Here is a 15,856-nt window from a genome sequence, read left to right as displayed (position 1 = left end):
GAGCGCGGGGCGACCGTTACCTCCTCGCAATCAACGGGAGGAGGGGGCAGGATAGGAGGGTGGGACTGTCGGTGCTCCGGTGCGGAGGCGACGAGGCCCCGGAGCAGGCCCCGTCACAGGCGGTGGGTGCCCCGGGCGCGGACGCCTGCCCGGACCGTGCGCGACCGACCGTCGAGCACGTGTCCCTCCGCACCCCGCCCGGGGCGACCGACCGGCTCGGGGTCTCCTCCCAGCGGCGCTGGACCCGCGTGCTCGTGCGCGTCGGCCTGCCGGCCCTCGTCGTCGGCGGCGTGCTGGCCATGGCCATGCGCGACCGCTCGACGCTGCGCGAGGGCCTGGCCGCCCTGCCCTACGCCGACGTCTCCTGGCTGCTGTTCGCCGCCGGGCTCGCCGCCCTGCTCTGGGTCGCCGGGACGGTGAGCCAGCTCGGCGCCCTGTCCGTCCGCCCGCCGGTGGGCCGCCTGCTCGCGGTGCAGGTCGCGGCGTCGTTCGCCAACTCCCTGCTGCCCGCGGGCACCGGCGGCCTCGCCGTCAACGTCCGCTTCCTGCGCCGCTTCGGGCTCACCCGGGAGTCCGCGATCGCGGCGCAGGCCCTCAACACGACGGTCGGCGCCGTCAGCCACGTCGCCATGCTCGGCGTCGCCCTGCTGCTCGCGCCGCACGTGCTCGTCCCGCAGGCCATCCCCGGCATCGGCCCGGCGCTGCACGCCTTCGGCCACTCGCACGCCGGCGTGGTCGCGCTCGCCGTGGCGGTGACGCTGCTCGCGAGCGGGGCCGCCGTGAAGGCGCTCCCGGCCCTGCGCACCGAGCTGCGCGTCCTGCTCGCCGTGCTGCGCGACCCGCGGCGCGGCCTCCAGCTCTGGGGCGGCGCGGTCAGCGCGCCCCTGCTCCACGCGCTCGTGCTCGTCGCCGTGCTCCACGCGCTCGGCGCACCGCTGCCGGTGTCCGCGACGGTGCTGACCTACCTCGCCGCGTCCGCCGTCAGCGCGTTCGTGCCCTCGCCCGGCGGCGTCGGCGCCCTCGACGTCACGCTCTCCGGCGCGCTCGTCGCCGCGGGCGCGGACACGACGACGGCGCTGTCCGCGGTGCTCGCCTACCGGCTCGTCACGGTGTGGGCGCCGCTGCTCCCTGGCGCGCTGGCGCTCGGCCTGCTGGTCCGTCGCCGGATCCTCTGACCCCGCCCTCCCGGGCGGCCCGCTGCGGCGTCAGCCGCGCGGCGAGCGGGAGCGCCACCGCGGCCACCGCCACCCCCGCGACGATGTCGAGGACGTAGTGGTTGGCGGTCACCACGACGACCGAGGCGGTCACCAGCGGGTAGCAGCGCCAGAGCCGGCGCAGCACCACGCTGCCCACCGCGAGGCTCGCCGTCACCGCCACCCAGGTCGCCCAGGCGAGGTGCAGCGAGGGCATCGCGGCGTACTGGTCGGCGGGGACGGGTCCCGCCGGGGAGGAGCCGAGCCCGGAGGCCTCGATCGCGTCGACGAAGTGCCGGCCGGGCAGCAGCCGCGGCGGCATGCAGGGGTAGAGCGCGAAGATGACGAGGCCCGCGACGTTGATGAGCACGAGGGCGTTGCGCGCCACCCGGTAGCGGTCGGGGTGGCGCCACCAGAGCCAGCCCAGCACGCCCATCGTGATGCAGATGTGGGCGCTCTGGTACCACAGCGACGCGACCCACTCGAGGACGTCGTGCCGGCCCACCCAGGCGTTGGCCGCGTGCTCGGCGTCGATGTGGAGGCGGGTCTCGAGGCGCAGCACGTCCTCGCCGTTGCGCTGCGCGAGCCCGACCCGGGGGTGGGACTTCGAGCGCACCCAGTCGTAGGCCCAGAGCAGCGCCAGCACGACGACGAGCTCGCCGAGGACCGGCGTCCGGCCCTCCTGGAACCGGCGCCAGCCCCGCAGCACCCTCACGCCGCGTGCACCGACTCGTCGGCCCCGGCGCGGGCGTAGAGCTCCTCGGTGCGGGTGAGCAGGGCGTCCCACGTCATGCCAGGCAGGGTACGGCGGTTGTGCCGGGCCATCGCCGCCCGTCGCGCTGCGTCTGTGGCGAGGGTCACGACGGCCGCGGCCATCTCGGCGTCGCTGGAGACGAGCAGGCCCTCGGTGCCCGAGGTGACGAAGCTGCCGACGCCGCTCTCGGCGCGCGCGATGACGGGCAGCCCGGCACTGCGCGCCTCCAGCGCGGCGATGCCGAACGACTCGAGCACGGCGGGGGCGACGAACAGGTCGGCCCGCGCGAACAGCGCGCGGATCTCGTCGCGGGGCAGCCGGCCGGCGAACTCCACCCAGTCCATGCCGTGGCGGCGGGCGTAGCGCTCGAGCCCGGCCCGCTCGGGGCCGTCGCCGACGATGACGGCCCGCAGCTGGATCGACCCGGGGAGCTGCGTGCGCGCGTCGCGCAGCAGGTGCAGCAGGGGGCGCGGCCGCTTGCGCGCGGCGAGCCGGCCGACGGCGACGACGACGACCTCGTCGGCCGGACGGGGGCGCGGGTGGACGATCCAGTCGGCGGGGTCGACGGCGTTGGGCAGCACGCTGACCGAGCCCGGCCCCACGAGCCGGCGCAGCGGCTCCGCGGCGACGTCGCTCACCGCCGTCCACTGGACCGGGAAGCGGCTCCAGCGGGTCACCCGGTCGAAGGCGCGGAAGGCCGGCTCTGCGTACGCCGCGAGCGAGTGCTCGGTGACGACCGCCGGCAGGCCGGCGCGCACGGCGCCGTGGATGCCGGCGAAGGCGAACGGCGACCAGACCCCGGCGTGCGCGTGCACGACGTCGTAGCCGCCCTCGGCGAGCGTGCGGTAGACCCGCGGCACGGCCAGCGGGTTGAACGCGCTGCTCGGACGCAGGCCCTCGACGAGTCGGCGCACGGGCACCGGCCCCTCGGGCTGGTCGCCCACGGGCGTGGACGTCAGCACCTCGACGTCGTGGCCCTGCTCCAGCTGTCGCCGGGCCAGGTCGCTGACGTGCATCTCGATGCCCCCGAGGCGGGGGAGGTACATGTCGGTGACGTGGGCGATCCTCACGCGCGCCCCCTGCAGCCGCCGCCTACGCTGCGGCGGTGCGGTACACCCTCGTGTCCTTCCACGCCCACCCCGACGACGAGGCCCTGCTCACGGCGGGCACGCTCGCCCGAGCGGCGGCCGAGGGCCACCGCGTCGTGCTGGTCGTGGCGACGACGGGCGGCGCGGGGCTCGCCTCCAGCGAGGTGCGCGCGAAGGGGGACCTGGCCGAGCAGCGCATGGCGGAGCTGCGCCGCTCCGCCGCCGAGCTCGGCTGCGCGCGCGTCGAGCACCTGGGCTACGCCGACTCGGGGCTCACGCCGGACCAGCGCGCGGGCGCGGGTCCCGACGCCTTCGCCGCCGCGGACGTCGACGAGGCCGCGGCACGGCTCGCCGCCCTCCTCCTGGAGGAGGAGGCCGACGTGCTGACGGGCTACGACGCCTCGGGCGGGTACGGCCACCCCGACCACGTGCAGGTGCACCGCGTGGCGCGCCGCGCCGCCGAGCTCGCGGGCACGCCGGTCCTGCTCGAGGCGACGGTGGACCGCGGGCGGCTGCTCCGCGCTGCTCGGCTGGTCCATCGGCTCCCTCGGGTGCCCGCTGAGTTCTCCCCGCGGCGCCTGGCCACGGCCTATGTGGAGAGCAAGGATCTCACGCACCAGGTCGACGTCGCGCCCTACTGGAGGAGGAAACGCGGGTCGATGTCGGCGCACGCCTCCCAGGCCACCGCCGACGAGGGGGCGCGGACGCTCGGGGTGTTCCTCCGGCTCCCCGCGCCGCTGTTCCGCCTGGCCTTCCGGCGCGAGTGGTTCGTCGAGGTCGGGCGCGCGCCGGGGCGGCCCCTGCTGGACGACCCGTTCGCGACCCTGCGGGAGCGCTAAGCCCGCGGCCCGCTGCTGCCGACATGCCTGCATGAGCACCACGACGCGCCCCGCAGCGGTCCTCGGCTCCGCCCCGCTGCCCGCCCTCCTCGTCCGCGACCGCTGCGACAAGTGCGGCGCCCAGGCCTTCGTCCGCGCCCGGCTCGCGGGCGGGGAGCTGCTGTTCTGCGGCCACCACGCCCGCACGTACGCGCCGGCGCTCGCCGCCGCGGGCGCCGTCGTGCGGGACGACACCCACCTCATCAACGTCAAGCCCTCGCAGTCCGCGAACGCCGACTAGCGCTGGGGCAGTCGATCGGGCAGCCCGATCGACTGCGACGGCCTGCCGCCCAGTTTGATCGGGCAGCCCGATCAAGTGCGCGGCCGGCCGCACGGGGTGGTCGCCGTACGGATGGGATTTCGTGCTGCCGGGCACCACTTCGTCGGGCGCACTGCTCGTCCTGCTCGTCGGTTGCCCTGCTCGTCCGGCGGCCAGCTCGCGCTGGACGACTCCACCGCCGCCCTGCCCACGGCTCCCCGTGCCCCGGTCCCCCACCGCGGGAGTCGCGGAGCCGCGCCAGGGGTAGGTCGACCCCCATGAAGGCACTCACCTGGCACGGCAAGCGCGACGTCCGCGTCGAGGAGGTCCCCGACCCGCGGATCCAGGAGCCGACGGACGCGATCATCAAGGTCACGTCGACGGCGATCTGCGGCTCGGACCTCCACCTCTACGAGGTGCTGGGCCCGTACCTCCACAGCGGCGACATCCTCGGCCACGAGCCGATGGGCGTGGTCGTCGAGGTGGGCTCCGAGGTGACGAACCTCAAGCCCGGCGACCGCGTGGTGGTGCCGTTCAACATCTCGTGCGGGCACTGCTGGATGTGCTCGCGCGGGCTGTTCGCGCAGTGCGAGACCACGCAGGTCCGCCAGTTCGGCAAGGGCGCGTCGCTGTTCGGCTACACCGAGCTCTACGGCCAGGTGCCGGGCGGTCAGGCGGAGTACCTCCGCGTCCCGCAGGCGCAGTTCGGCCCGATCAAGGTGCCCGACGGCCCCAGCGACCAGCGCTTCCTCTACCTCTCCGACGTGCTCCCGACCTCCTGGCAGGCCGTGCAGTACGCCGACGTCCCCCGGGGCGGCACCCTCGCCGTCATCGGGCTCGGCCCGATCGGGCAGATGGCCGTGCGCGTCGCGAAGCACCTCGGCGTCGAGCGGGTCATCGGCGTGGACTCCGTGCCCGAGCGCCTCGCCTTCGCCAAGCGGTACGGCGCCGAGGTCCTCGACATGACCGAGGTCGACGACGTCGCCGACACCCTCATCGACCTCGTCGACGGGCGCGGCCCGGACTCCGTGATCGAGGCGGTCGGCATGGAGGCGCACGGCGGCGCCGGGGGCATCGTCGGCAAGGCCGGGCAGACCGCCGTGGGCCTGCTCCCCGACGCGCTCGCCAAGCCGCTGATCGACAAGGCGGCGCTCGACCGGGTGGACGCCCTGGTGACGGCGCTGAAGGGCTGCCGGCGCGGCGGGACCGTCTCCATCTCCGGCGTGTACGGCGGGGAGCTCGAGCCGCTGCCGATGATGGAGATCTTCGACCGCGGGCTGCAGCTGCGGATGGGCCAGGCGCACGTGCGCCGCTGGACCGACGACATCCTCCCGCTCGTGCTCGACGACGCCGACCCGCTGGGCACCGAGGACTTCGCGACGCACCTGCTGCCGCTGGCCGACGCCCCGCACGGCTACGAGATGTTCCAGAAGAAGGAGGACGCCTGCGTCAAGGTCGTGCTCCAGCCCTGATCGGGGGCTTGACGCAGGGCACGGGCAGGACCGACAGTGCTCGGGCGGTCGCTGAGTGTGCTGGTACCGGCACTCGACGACCGCCCGTCCGGACCACGAGGAGGCGTTCCCATGGCGGAGTCGAGCAGGGCCCGCAGGCCGGCCGCGCGGCGCGGCAGCGGCCCCCTCACCACGCAGCCGGCCGCCGACGTGCCGACGGCCTGCCCGCACTGCCACGGCAGCCGCGTCACGCGCATGGCGATCACCCTCACGGACGGCACGCCGGTCACGCTGATGAGCTGCAGCGACTGCGACACCCGCTCGTGGTTCGACGGCCCGCGCATGCTGCAGCTGCAGGACGTCGTGGACCGCTCGACCAAGGACGGCGCGCAGGGCCTCGACCTGCGCGACCGCAAGCGCACGGACGCCGTGCCGCCGGCGCACGCCAGCCGCCGGCAGAGCTAGCCCCCACCGCGTGACGGGCTAGGGCGCGGCGAGCGCGCTCGGCCCGATGCGGTGGCCCGCCTCCTGGGCGGCGAGCGCCAGCGCCCCGAGCACCTCGGCGCGGTCGCCCAGCGTCCCGGCCAGCACCGTCACGGCCTCCGCGGCGCCCTGCTGGGCGTGCTCGTCGATGCTCTCCCGCACGCCGTCGAGCAGCGGCTGGCCCACCGGACCGAGCAGGCCGCCCATGACGACGGCCGCCGGGTTGAGCGCGTTGCACAGGGGGGCGACGACCCGCCCGATCTCCCTCCCGGCGCTGCGCATGGCGGCGACGGCGGTGGGCTCGCCGGCGCGGACGCGCTCGAGCAGCCGGGGGAGGGTGAGCGCCGGCCCGCCGGGCGGGGTGAGGTCGGCGAGCAGCTGCGGGACGCGGACCACCGCCTCGAGGCAGCCCGTGCTGCCGCACCGGCAGGGCAGGCCGTCCGTACGGACCTGGACGTGCCCGATCTCGCCCGCGATGCCGCTCGTGCCGCGGTGCAGCCGACCGCCGAGGACGAGCCCCGCGCCGATGCCGGTCGCCACCTTGACGTAGACGACGTCGCCCAGTCCCTTGGCGGCGCCGAACGCCGCCTCGCCGAGCGCGCCGAGGTTGGCGTCGTTCTCCGCCGTGACCGGGATGCCGATCCGCCGCTGCAGCTCGACCGCGGGGTCGATGCGCGTCCAGCCCGGCAGGATGACGCCGGAGAGCAGGTTGCCGGTCGCGGGGTCGAGCGGGCCGGGGACGCCGAGCACGACCCGCGAGAGCTGCTCGCGCTCGAGACCGGCCTCGGGGATGACCCGCGCGAGCAGCGCAGCCGCCTCGTCCAGGGCGTCGCGGCCGGACCGCGGGGTGTCGAAGGGCTCGACCCGCTCGGCGAGCACGCGCGGTGCGAGCGCGGCGACGGCGACGCGCACGTGGCGCTGGCCGAAGTCGACGGCAGCGGCGTACCCCGGCGGGGGAGCGAGCGTCACCAGCGTCGCCGGGCGTCCGCGCCCGCGGCGGCCGGGGTCCTCGGCGCGGACGTCCTCGACGAGGCCGCCGTCGCGCAGCTCGGTGAGGATGCTCGAGATCGTCGTGCGCGACAGCCCGGTCGTGCGCCCCAGCTCCGACTGGGTCAGGGCCCCGCTCCGGCTGAGCTGCTCGAGCACGCGCTGGCGGTTGAGCTCGCGCAGGGGGTCTGCGCTGACCGCGGGCGTCGTGCTCACCCGCAAATCGTACGCCCTCTTGGCAGAAATAGCGGTGATCTTCCCGAGCATGATCGCGACGGCCGCGGGGAGGGTGCTGGTCATGGCCGACCGCTGGTACCGCAACGCCGTCGTGTACAGCCTCGACGTGCACACCTTCCAGGACAGCGACGACGACGGCGTCGGGGACCTGGTGGGGCTGACCGAGCGGCTGGACTACCTCGCCCGGCTCGGCGCGACCGCGCTGTGGCTCAACCCCGTCCACCCCTCGCCCGGGCGGGACGGCGGCTACGACATCACCGACCACTACGAGGTGGACCCGGCGATCGGGACGCTCGGCGACTTCGCCGAGCTGCTCAACCAGGCCGACTCGCGCGGGATGCGCGTCGTGCTCGACCTCGTCGTCAACCACACGAGCAGCGAGCACCCGTGGTTCCGGTCGGCGTCGACCGACCCCGACTCGCCGTACCGCGACTTCTACGTCTGGTCCGACACCGAGCCGCCCGCCCGCCACGAGGGCATGGTCTTCCCCGGCGTGCAGACGGAGACCTGGACCTACGCGGAGGGCGTGGGGCGGTGGTACCACCACCGGTTCTACGACTTCGAGCCCGACCTCAACATCGAGAACCCCGTCGTCCGCCGGGAGATCCTCAAGATCGCGGCGTTCTGGGTGCGGCTCGGCGTCGCGGGCTTCCGGATCGATGCGGCACCCTTCGTGGTCGAGCTGACCCGGCCCGACCGCGCCGACGGCGAGCACGACCACGACTTCTACACCGAGCTGCGCCAGCACCTGTCGTGGCGCCGCGGGGACGTGCTCCTGCTCGCCGAGGCCAACGTGCCGGAGGAGGAGCAGCTGCGCTACTTCTCCTCGGGCGGCAGCGAGGCCGACCGGATCCAGATGCTGTTCTCCTTCGACCTCGACGCCGCCGCGATGGTGTCGCTCGCACGGCAGGACGCGACCGCTGTCGAGGACGCGCTGCGCGCGGTGCCGCAGCTGCCGCGCCACGGGCAGTGGGCGACGTTCCTGCGCAACCACGACGAGGTCGACCTCTCCACGCTGCCCGAGGACGCCCGGCGCGACGTCTTCGCCGCCTTCGGTCCCGACCCCGACATGCAGGTCTACGGCCGCGGCATCCGGCGCCGGCTCGCGCCGATGCTCGGCGGCGACCGGCGCCGGCTGGAGATGGCCTACAGCCTGCAGTTCGCGCTGCCGGGGACGCCGGTCCTGCGCTACGGCGACGAGATCGGGATGGGCGAGGACCTCGCGCTGCCCCAGCGGGAGGCGATCCGTACGCCCATGCAGTGGAGCGGCGGCCCCGGCGCCGGGTTCTCCCGCTCGGAGCACCTCGTCAAGCCGCTGGTGAGCGACGAGGAGTTTGCCCCCGACCGCGTCAACGTCGCGGACCAGCGGCGCGACCCCGCCTCCCTGCTGCAGTGGTTCGAGCGGATGCTCCACACGCTGCGCGAGTGCGCCGAGATCGGGACCGGGCGCCACGAGGTCGTCGAGCTCGGCGACGGGGCGCCGCGCAGCGTGCTCGCCCACCGCGCGCGCGGCGCCTCCGGCGACATCGTCTTCCTCCACAACCTCGCCGACGAGCCCGCCGCGGTCGACCTCTCCGCGCTCGGGGAGACGGCGGTCGAGGTGCTCGGCGCCGACGGGGCCGGGCAGGGGAGCACCGTCGAGCTCGCCGAGGTCGCGCTCGGGGGCTACGGCTACCGCTGGCTGCGCCTGTCCGGGCTGCTCGGCTGACCCGGGCGGGGAGCCCGCCGCCGGTCGCGGCCCACGGCGTCGGGGCGATGCGGTAAGCATGTCCCCATGGCCCAGGAGCAGCAGGCACGTCCCCTGACCGGCACCGCGCTGGGCGTCGACATCGGCGGCAGCGGGATCAAGGGCGCGCCGGTCGACCTGGCCACCGGCGCCTTCCTCGCCGAGCGCGTCCGCATCCCCACGCCGCAGCCCGCGACGCCCGAGGCCGTCGCCGCGACGGTCGGCGAGGTCACCCGCTCGTTCGACTGGACGGGACCGCTCGGCTGCACCGTCCCCGCCGTCGTGCGCGGCGGGGTCGCCCGCAGCGCCGCCAACATCGACCCCAGCTGGATCGGCACCGACGTGGTCACGCTGGTCTCCGGCGCGACCGGTGCCGGACCGGTGCTCGCGGTCAACGACGCGGACGCCGCCGGCTTCGCCGAGGTGGCGTACGGCGCGGCGAAGGGCCGCGACGGCGTCGTCATCGTCGTCACCCTCGGGACCGGCATCGGCACGGCGGTCATCTCGGACGGGCGGCTGCTCCCCAACACCGAGCTCGGGCACCTCGAGCTCGACGGCCACGACGCCGAGCGCAAGGCGGCCGACTCGGCCCGCGAGCGCGAGGACCTCTCGTGGAAGGAGTGGGGGCACCGCCTGCAGCGCTACTTCTCCCACCTGGAGATGCTCTTCTCGCCGTCGCTGTTCGTCGTCGGCGGCGGCGTGAGCAAGAAGGCCGACAAGTTCCTCCCCCTGCTCGAGCTCGAGACGGAGATCGTGCCGGCGGCGCTGCGCAACGACGCCGGGATCGTCGGCGCGGCGCTGCTCGCCGCCCAGCTGCCCGGCGGGGCGCCGGAGGCGGGGGGCGCGCCGAGCGCGCTCGAGCCCGGCGGGGCGTGAGCGGAGGCGGCCGTCACCGCCGCACCCCGCGCGCCGACTACGCGGGGCGGCACCGTCGGATGCCCGCCGCCTCCCCGGACCGCTCGCTCCTCCTCCGCGGCGCCGTCGTCGCCGTGCTCGGCGTGGCGGCCGCCGCCGGCTCCCGCACGTGGCTCGTGCAGGCGTTCTCCATCCCGTCCGAGTCGATGGAGCGCACGCTGCACGGCTGCGCCGGCTGCTCCGGCAACGACCGGGTGCTCGTCGAGAAGGTCACCCGGCGGGTCTCGGGCGTGCGCCGCGGCGAGGTGGTCGTCTTCCGGACGACCGGCACCGCGTACGCCGCGCTGGGCGAGCGCGACGTCGTGAAGCGGGTCGTCGGGCTGCCGGGCGACACCGTCGCCTGCTGCGACGTGCAGGGCCGGGTGACGGTCGACGGGCGCGGCCTGGCCGAGCCGTACGTCTACGAGGACGACCACCGCCGGTTCGGCCCCGTCGTCGTGCCCGCCGGGCAGATGTGGGTGATGGGCGACCACCGCAGCGACTCGCGCGACTCGCGCTCGGTCGGCCCTGTGCCCGAGGGCAACGTCGTCGGCCGCGCGGTGCTGCGCTTCTGGCCGCCGTCGCGCGCGGGCCTGCTCTAGCTCAGGCCAGCCGGGCGAGCAGCGCGTCGTGGAGCAGCCCGTTGCTCGCGAGCGCGCTGCCGTGGCCGGGGCCGGGACGTCCGGTGAGGTCGGTGAAGCGGCCGCCGGCCTCCCGCACGAGCAGGTCGAGCGCCGCCAGGTCGTGGAGCGCGACGTCGGGCTCGGCCGCAGCGTCGACGACGCCCTCGGCGAGCAGGGCGTAGGACCAGAAGTCGCCGTAGGCCCGGGTGCGCCACGCCCCGTCCAGCACGCCGAGCCACGCCCCGCGCCGCTCGCCCCAGCCGACGAGGTCGGAGTACGACACCGACGCGTCCGCGAGCCGCGCCACCTGCGAGACCGCGAGGCGCGTGCCGTCCGCAGGACCCGTGCCGGCGTACGCGCCGGTGCCTCGCGCCGCCCACCAGCGGCGGCCGAGCGCGGGCGCCGAGACCACCGACACGACGACCTCGCCGTCGAGGGCGAGCGCGACGAGCGTCGCCCAGACCGGCACGCCCCGCACGTAGTTCTTGGTCCCGTCGATGGGGTCGAGCACCCAGCGGCGCGGCCCGCTGCCGGTGTCGGCGTACTCCTCGCCGTGGACCGCGTCGCCGGGCCGCTCCCGGGCGAGCAGCTCGCGCGCGGCGCGCTCCGCGGCGGTGTCCGCGTCCGAGACGGGGGTCGCGTCGGGCTTCGCGCTCACCTGGAGGTCGAGCGCCCGGAAGCGCGCCAGCGTGATGGCGTCGCAGGCGTCCGCGACGGCGTGGGCCAGGGCGAGGTCGTCCACGCGGTCGTCGCGGTCGTCGCTGTCGTCGAGGTGGGGGGAGGGCACCGGCTGACGCTAGCGCCCCGCTGGACGCCGAGGGCCGTGCAGGGGGCAGGATGTCCGGCGTGACCAGCGAGACCCGGCTCGCGGCCCTCGCCGCCGCGGCCACGGGGCTGCAGCGCACGGCGTCCGCCGCCGCCGCGCTGGAGGTCGTCGCGCGCGCCGCCGGTGCGGACGCGGCCGTCGTGTGGCCCGGGTCCGCGGGCACCGTCGACGCCGTGTCCTGGGAGGGGGCCGCGCCCGAGCGGCCCGCGGCGCGCGTCCCCTTCGGCGAGGTCGAGGACTGGAGCGACGCCGACGGTCGCCGGTGGCGCGTCGCCGGGCTGCCGGGCGGGGGCGCGCTCGCCCTGGCCGGTGGCCCGGACGAGCCCGAGCTGCTGACGGCGCTCGCGGCCCTGCTCGAGCCGGCGCTCGCCGTGGCCTCCGCGAGCGCGCTCGTGCAGCGCGCCCTGCTGCCCGAGGCCCTGCCGCGGCTGCCCTCCATCGAGCTCGCCGCGCACTACGCCGCGGGCAGCGCGGGCGGTGGCGGGGACTGGTACGACGCGTTCGAGCTCCCCGACGGCCGGCTCGGGCTCGCCGTCGGCGACACGATGGGCCGTGGGGTGGGCGCGGCCGCGCGGATGGGGCAGGTGCGCGCGGCGCTGCGGGCGTACGCGCTGGAGGGGCACCCGCCCGCCGAGGTGCTCCGGCTGCTCGACGCCTTCGTCCGCACCTTCGACGAGGCGGCCTTCACGACCTGCGCGTACGTCCGCTACGACCCGGAGTCCCGGCGGCTGAGCGCCGCGACCGCCGGCCACGTGCCGCCGCTGGTGCTGGAGGCGGACGGCACCGGCGCGTACCTCGACCTGGACCCGGGCGTCCCGCTGGGCGCGGGCACGATGCGCCAGGGGTTCTCCGTCGACCACGTCTCCGGGCTCGCCGTCGACGCGACCGTCGTGCTGCTCACCGACGGCGTGCTGGGGGCGGGGGTCGACGACGGGCTCGCCCGCGTGCGCGCGGCCGCCGCGGGAGCCGCGGGGGGCGGGGCGGAGGCCGTCGCCACCGCGGTGGCGGCTGTGGCGGCTCCCGGAGCCGCGGACGACGTCGCCCTCGTCGCCATGCGGGCCCGGTCGCAGTCGCCCACGTCGGAGGACGGCACCCGCTCGCTCGACGTCGAGCTGCCGCCGAGCGTCCACGCCGCGCGCGTGGCCCGCGCCCGGGTGCTCGCGGCCCTCGCCGACTGGGGGCACGGCGGCTCGGACGACGCCGGCGGCCCGGGGGCGTTCGAGGCCGTGGACGCCGTGGTGCTGCTGACCGACGAGCTCGTCACCAACGCGGTGCTGCACGCGCAGTCCGCGCTGCGCCTGCAGCTGCAGGGCCGGCGCGACGTGCTGCGGGTCTCCGTCACGGACGAGAGCCCCCGGCTCCCCGCTCCGCGCCACCAGGAGCCGATGGCCGAGGGCGGGCGCGGGCTGCGCCTCGTCGAGCTGCTCGCCTCGCGCTGGGGCGTCGACCCGCTGCCGCTCGGCAAGCGGATCTGGTTCGAGGTCGACCTCGCGGCTGGCTAGACCGCCTCGGTGCGGCTGCGGAGCAGGCGGCGCAGCGACTCGAGCCGGGCGGGGGAGCTCGCGCCCGTCGCGACCCAGGCGTCGAGCGCGCACTCGGGCTCGTCGTGGGTGCAGCCGCGCGGGCACTCCTCCAGCCCGCCCGCGAGGTCCGGGAAGGCCGCCACCACCCGCGTCGGGTCGACGTGCGCGAGCCCGAAGCTGCGGACGCCGGGAGTGTCGATGACCCACCCCTCGCCGCCGGGCAGCTCCAGCGCGACCGCGGAGGTGGAGGTGTGCCGCCCGCGGCCCGTCACGTCGTTGACCGACCCCGTCGTGCGCACGGCGCCGGTCAGCGCGTTGACGAGCGTGGACTTGCCGACGCCCGAGTGCCCGACGAGGACGCTCGCTCGCCCCTGGAGGCGCGCGCGGAGCTCCTCGACGCCCTCGCTGCGGCGCACGGCCACCCACGGCACCTCGAGCGCGCCGTACGCCGCCAGCAGGGCGTCCGGCGGCTCGAGGTCGACCTTGGTGATGCAGAGCAGCGGGACGAGCCCCGCGTCGTACGCCGCGACCAGGCACCGGTCGAGCAGCCGCGGGCGGGGCTCGGGGGAGGTGGTCGACGTGACGACGACGAGCTGGTCGGCGTTGGCGACGAGGACGCGCTCCACCGGGTCGGTGTCGTCGGCCGTGCGGCGCAGGACGGTGCGCCGCGGCTCGACGCGGACGATCCGCGCGAGCGCGTCCGGCCCGCCGGCGAGGTCGCCCACGAGCGCGACGTCGTCCCCGACGGCCACGCCCTTGCGCCCGAGCTCGCGGGCGCGCATGGCGGTGACGACCGAGGCGTCGGGCAGCCGGCAGGTGTAGCGGCCGCGGTCGACGGCGGTCACGAACCCGGCGGCCGCCGCCTCGTGCGCCGGCCGGTCCTTCGTGCGCGGGCGCGACTTGCCGCGGCCCGGGCGTACGCGGACGTCGTCCTCGTCGAGCTCGCGCCCCCTCCCGGCCACGTCGCCCGCTCTAGCCCAGGGCGCGGGCCCACATGCCCGCGAAGCCCGGGAGCGTCTTGCTCGTGGTCTCGATGTCCTCGACCTCGACGCCCGGCACGACGAGGCCGAGCACGGCGCCCGCGGTCGCCATGCGGTGGTCGGCGTAGCTGCGGAAGACCCCGCCGTGGAGCGGGCGCGGGCGGACCTCGAGCCCGTCCGGGGTCTCGGTGACGTCGCCGCCCAGTCCGTCGAGCTCGCGGGCCAGGGCGGCCAGGCGGTCGGTCTCGTGCCCGCGCAGGTGGGCGATGCCGCGGAAGGTGGAGGGGGTGGAGGCGAGCGCGGCCACGGCGACGAGCACGGGCGTGAGCTCGCCGACGTCGTGGAGGTCGGCGTCGATGCCGCGCAGCTCGCCGGTGCCCCGCAGCTCGAGGCCCTCGTCGTCGAGCGTGACCGCCGCGCCCATCGCGCCGAGCAGCCAGCGCAGGGCGTCGCCGGGCTGCGTCGTGCGGCGCGGCCAGCCCGGGACGCGCACCCGGCCCCCGGTGACGAGGGCGGCGGCGAGGAAGGGGGCCGCGTTGGACAGGTCGGGCTCGACGTCGAGGTCCCGCGCGCGCAGGCGACCGGGCTCGACGCGCCAGGCGCCAGGAGCCGAGTCGTCGACGACGACCCCCGCAGCGCGCAGCATCTCGACGCTCATGTCGATGTGCGGCTGCGAGGGGACCGGAGGTCCCTCGTGCCGCAGCGCGAGGCCCTCGCCGAAGCGGGCGCCGGCCAGGAGCAGGCCGCTGACGAACTGGCTCGAGGCGCTCGCGTCGATGACGAGGTCGCCGCCGCGCACCGCTCCGGTGCCGTGGACCGTGAACGGCAGGGTGCCGCGGCCGTCGTCGTCGACCGCGACCCCGAGGCCGCGCAGCGCACCGACCACGGTCGCCATCGGCCGGACGCGCGCGTGGGGGTCGCCGTCGAAGCGGACGTCGGCGTCGAGCAGCCCCGCGAGCGGCGGGACGAAGCGCATGACGGTGCCGGCCAGGCCGCAGTCGACGTCGAGCGCCGGCCTGGCCGCTCCGGGAGCGGCACTGTCGGTGGAGGGTGGCAGGGTCCCGGGCGTGACCCTCCAGTCCTCCCCGAGCTCCTCGACGCCCGCCCCGAGGGCGCCGAGCGCCGCGGCCATGAGCCGGGTGTCGCGCGCCCGCAGCGGGCGGCGCAGGAGCGAGGGGCCGTCGGCGAGGGCGGCGAGCACGAGGGCGCGGTTCGTCACCGACTTCGACCCGGGGACGGGGACGACCGCGTCGACCGGGCCGCTCGCCAGCGGCGCGGGCCAGAGGGGGAGCTGGGCGGTCGTCACGTGCACGGAGCCTAGGCCCCGTCCGCGCGGCTCAGGCGACGGCCTTGAGCGCGCGGGTCGGGGCGGCGGCGGCGACGCGCTTGGCGCTCGTGGCCGCGTGGCGGGTCCGCCAGGCGATCGAGGGGTTGCCGCCGGTGTCGACCGCCGCGAGGAGCAGGCCCCCGAGCAGGCCGAGGTTCTTGAGGAACTGCGTGCGCTGCTGGGCGGCGGACGCGGCGTCGGTCTGCTCCCAGAAGCGGTGGCCGGCCAGGGTCGTCGGCACGATCGAGCCGGCGAGCAGCAGCGCCGAGACGCGGGGGAGCCGGCCGAGGGCCAGCAGCGCCCCCGCGCCGACCTGCACGGCGCCGTTGATGCGGACGAGCTGCGTCGCGTCCTCGGGCAGCCAGGAGACCTTGCGCGCCACGGGGGTGGCGACGGGCTCGGCGGCCTCCGCCTTGCTCTCCGGGTCCTTGAGCTGGGCGATACCGCCGGAGACGAAGGTGGCGGCGAGCATGGGGCGCGCGAGGCGGCGTACGAGCGGCATGCGGTGCCCCTTCCCCGGGTGCGGCCGGAATATCCAGTGGACTCCGGACGCTGCGCCTGCCAGACTGCTGGCTGTACGATACAGTTTCGTTTCGCGGTGGCGACCGAGCCGCGCAGACCGCTGGG

The 15,856-nt window shown here is 76.4% G+C and carries 16 protein-coding genes; 9 read left to right on the top strand and 7 right to left on the bottom strand.

All coding sequences use genetic code 11. The features are described 5' to 3' along the window. Positions 1–179 precede the first annotated feature (179 nt). Entirely contained in the window at positions 180–1,175 is a 996-nt protein-coding gene (locus EV189_RS12735) for a lysylphosphatidylglycerol synthase transmembrane domain-containing protein (RefSeq protein ID WP_130493324.1), read from the top strand. Here EV189_RS12735 and EV189_RS12730 read toward each other — a convergent pair. Beyond that, on the bottom strand, positions 1,105–1,908 hold the full coding sequence (locus EV189_RS12730) for a phosphatase PAP2 family protein (protein ID WP_165400276.1): 804 nt from the start codon (positions 1,906–1,908) through the stop codon (positions 1,105–1,107). The two genes, EV189_RS12735 and EV189_RS12730, sit on opposite strands and share 71 nt — an antisense overlap. Continuing rightward, complete coding sequence (locus tag EV189_RS12725; RefSeq protein WP_130493322.1) at positions 1,905–3,017, bottom strand: glycosyltransferase family 4 protein; 1,113 nt, start codon at positions 3,015–3,017, stop codon at positions 1,905–1,907. Before EV189_RS12725 ends, EV189_RS12730 begins: the two co-directional genes overlap by 4 nt. 35 nt (positions 3,018–3,052) lie before the next feature. Between EV189_RS12725 and EV189_RS12720 the strand changes: the two genes are divergently transcribed. The 4 genes from EV189_RS12720 to EV189_RS12705 all read left to right on the top strand — a co-directional run bounded on the left by EV189_RS12720 (position 3,053) and on the right by EV189_RS12705 (position 6,088). Then, complete coding sequence (locus tag EV189_RS12720) at positions 3,053–3,874, top strand: PIG-L deacetylase family protein (protein ID WP_231116350.1); 822 nt, start codon at positions 3,053–3,055, stop codon at positions 3,872–3,874. A 31-nt stretch (positions 3,875–3,905) separates the two neighbouring features. Then, entirely contained in the window at positions 3,906–4,154 is a 249-nt protein-coding gene (locus tag EV189_RS12715) for a DUF7455 domain-containing protein (protein ID WP_130493321.1), read from the top strand. Between the two features lie 296 nt (positions 4,155–4,450). Beyond that, positions 4,451–5,644 carry a zinc-dependent alcohol dehydrogenase gene (locus tag EV189_RS12710; RefSeq protein ID WP_130493320.1) on the top strand — a complete coding sequence of 398 codons (1,194 nt, stop codon included), beginning with the start codon at positions 4,451–4,453 and terminating at the stop codon, positions 5,642–5,644. A gap of 111 nt (positions 5,645–5,755) precedes the next feature. Further along, positions 5,756–6,088: a hypothetical protein gene (locus EV189_RS12705; protein WP_130493319.1), complete on the top strand. Its 333-nt coding sequence runs from the start codon at positions 5,756–5,758 to the stop codon at positions 6,086–6,088. Positions 6,089–6,106: 18 nt separating this feature from the next. On the opposite strand, the gene EV189_RS12700 is transcribed toward EV189_RS12705, so the two are convergent. Further along, entirely contained in the window at positions 6,107–7,393 is a 1,287-nt protein-coding gene (locus tag EV189_RS12700; protein WP_231116349.1) for an ROK family transcriptional regulator, read from the bottom strand. Here EV189_RS12700 and EV189_RS12695 point away from each other — a divergent pair. From EV189_RS12695 to lepB, 3 genes are all read left to right on the top strand, one after another. After that, a complete protein-coding gene (locus EV189_RS12695) occupies positions 7,392–9,038 on the top strand; it encodes an alpha-amylase family protein (protein ID WP_130493318.1) in 1,647 nt (548 codons plus the stop codon). The genes EV189_RS12700 and EV189_RS12695 overlap by 2 nt on opposite strands. A gap of 66 nt (positions 9,039–9,104) precedes the next feature. Then, positions 9,105–9,932 carry a polyphosphate--glucose phosphotransferase gene (ppgK, locus tag EV189_RS12690; protein ID WP_130493317.1) on the top strand — a complete coding sequence of 276 codons (828 nt, stop codon included), beginning with the start codon at positions 9,105–9,107 and terminating at the stop codon, positions 9,930–9,932. Positions 9,933–9,991: 59 nt separating this feature from the next. Continuing rightward, the gene (gene lepB, locus EV189_RS12685) at positions 9,992–10,552 is read left to right on the top strand and encodes a signal peptidase I (protein WP_130493316.1); all 561 of its coding nucleotides are present in this window, start codon (positions 9,992–9,994) and stop codon (positions 10,550–10,552) included. 1 nt (position 10,553) lies between these two features. On the opposite strand, the gene EV189_RS12680 is transcribed toward lepB, so the two are convergent. After that, positions 10,554–11,360, bottom strand: a complete 807-nt coding sequence (locus EV189_RS12680) for an inositol monophosphatase family protein (protein ID WP_231116348.1) — start codon at positions 11,358–11,360, stop codon at positions 10,554–10,556. 59 nt (positions 11,361–11,419) lie between these two features. Here EV189_RS12680 and EV189_RS12675 point away from each other — a divergent pair, with 59 nt between their 5' ends. Next, positions 11,420–12,901, top strand: coding sequence for an ATP-binding SpoIIE family protein phosphatase (locus EV189_RS12675; RefSeq protein ID WP_130493315.1), 1,482 nt, complete (start codon positions 11,420–11,422; stop codon positions 12,899–12,901). Here EV189_RS12675 and rsgA read toward each other — a convergent pair. The 3 genes from rsgA to EV189_RS12660 are packed head-to-tail and all read right to left on the bottom strand — an operon-like array spanning position 12,898 to position 15,731. After that, the gene (gene rsgA / locus EV189_RS12670; protein ID WP_130493314.1) at positions 12,898–13,884 is read right to left on the bottom strand and encodes a ribosome small subunit-dependent GTPase A; all 987 of its coding nucleotides are present in this window, start codon (positions 13,882–13,884) and stop codon (positions 12,898–12,900) included. The genes EV189_RS12675 and rsgA overlap by 4 nt on opposite strands. A 10-nt stretch (positions 13,885–13,894) precedes the next feature. Continuing rightward, complete coding sequence (gene aroA, locus EV189_RS12665) at positions 13,895–15,208, bottom strand: 3-phosphoshikimate 1-carboxyvinyltransferase (protein WP_196788571.1); 1,314 nt, start codon at positions 15,206–15,208, stop codon at positions 13,895–13,897. A 31-nt stretch (positions 15,209–15,239) separates the two neighbouring features. Next, positions 15,240–15,731: a DoxX family protein gene (locus EV189_RS12660; RefSeq protein WP_130493312.1), complete on the bottom strand. Its 492-nt coding sequence runs from the start codon at positions 15,729–15,731 to the stop codon at positions 15,240–15,242. Between the last annotated feature and the right edge of the window lie 125 nt (positions 15,732–15,856).

Origin of the sequence: Motilibacter rhizosphaerae (assembly GCF_004216915.1) — a bacterium.
Lineage (GTDB): Bacteria > Actinomycetota > Actinomycetes > Motilibacterales > Motilibacteraceae > Motilibacter > Motilibacter rhizosphaerae.
Note: the sequence above shows the minus strand (reverse complement) of the source record. Positions and strands in the feature narration are given on the sequence as shown.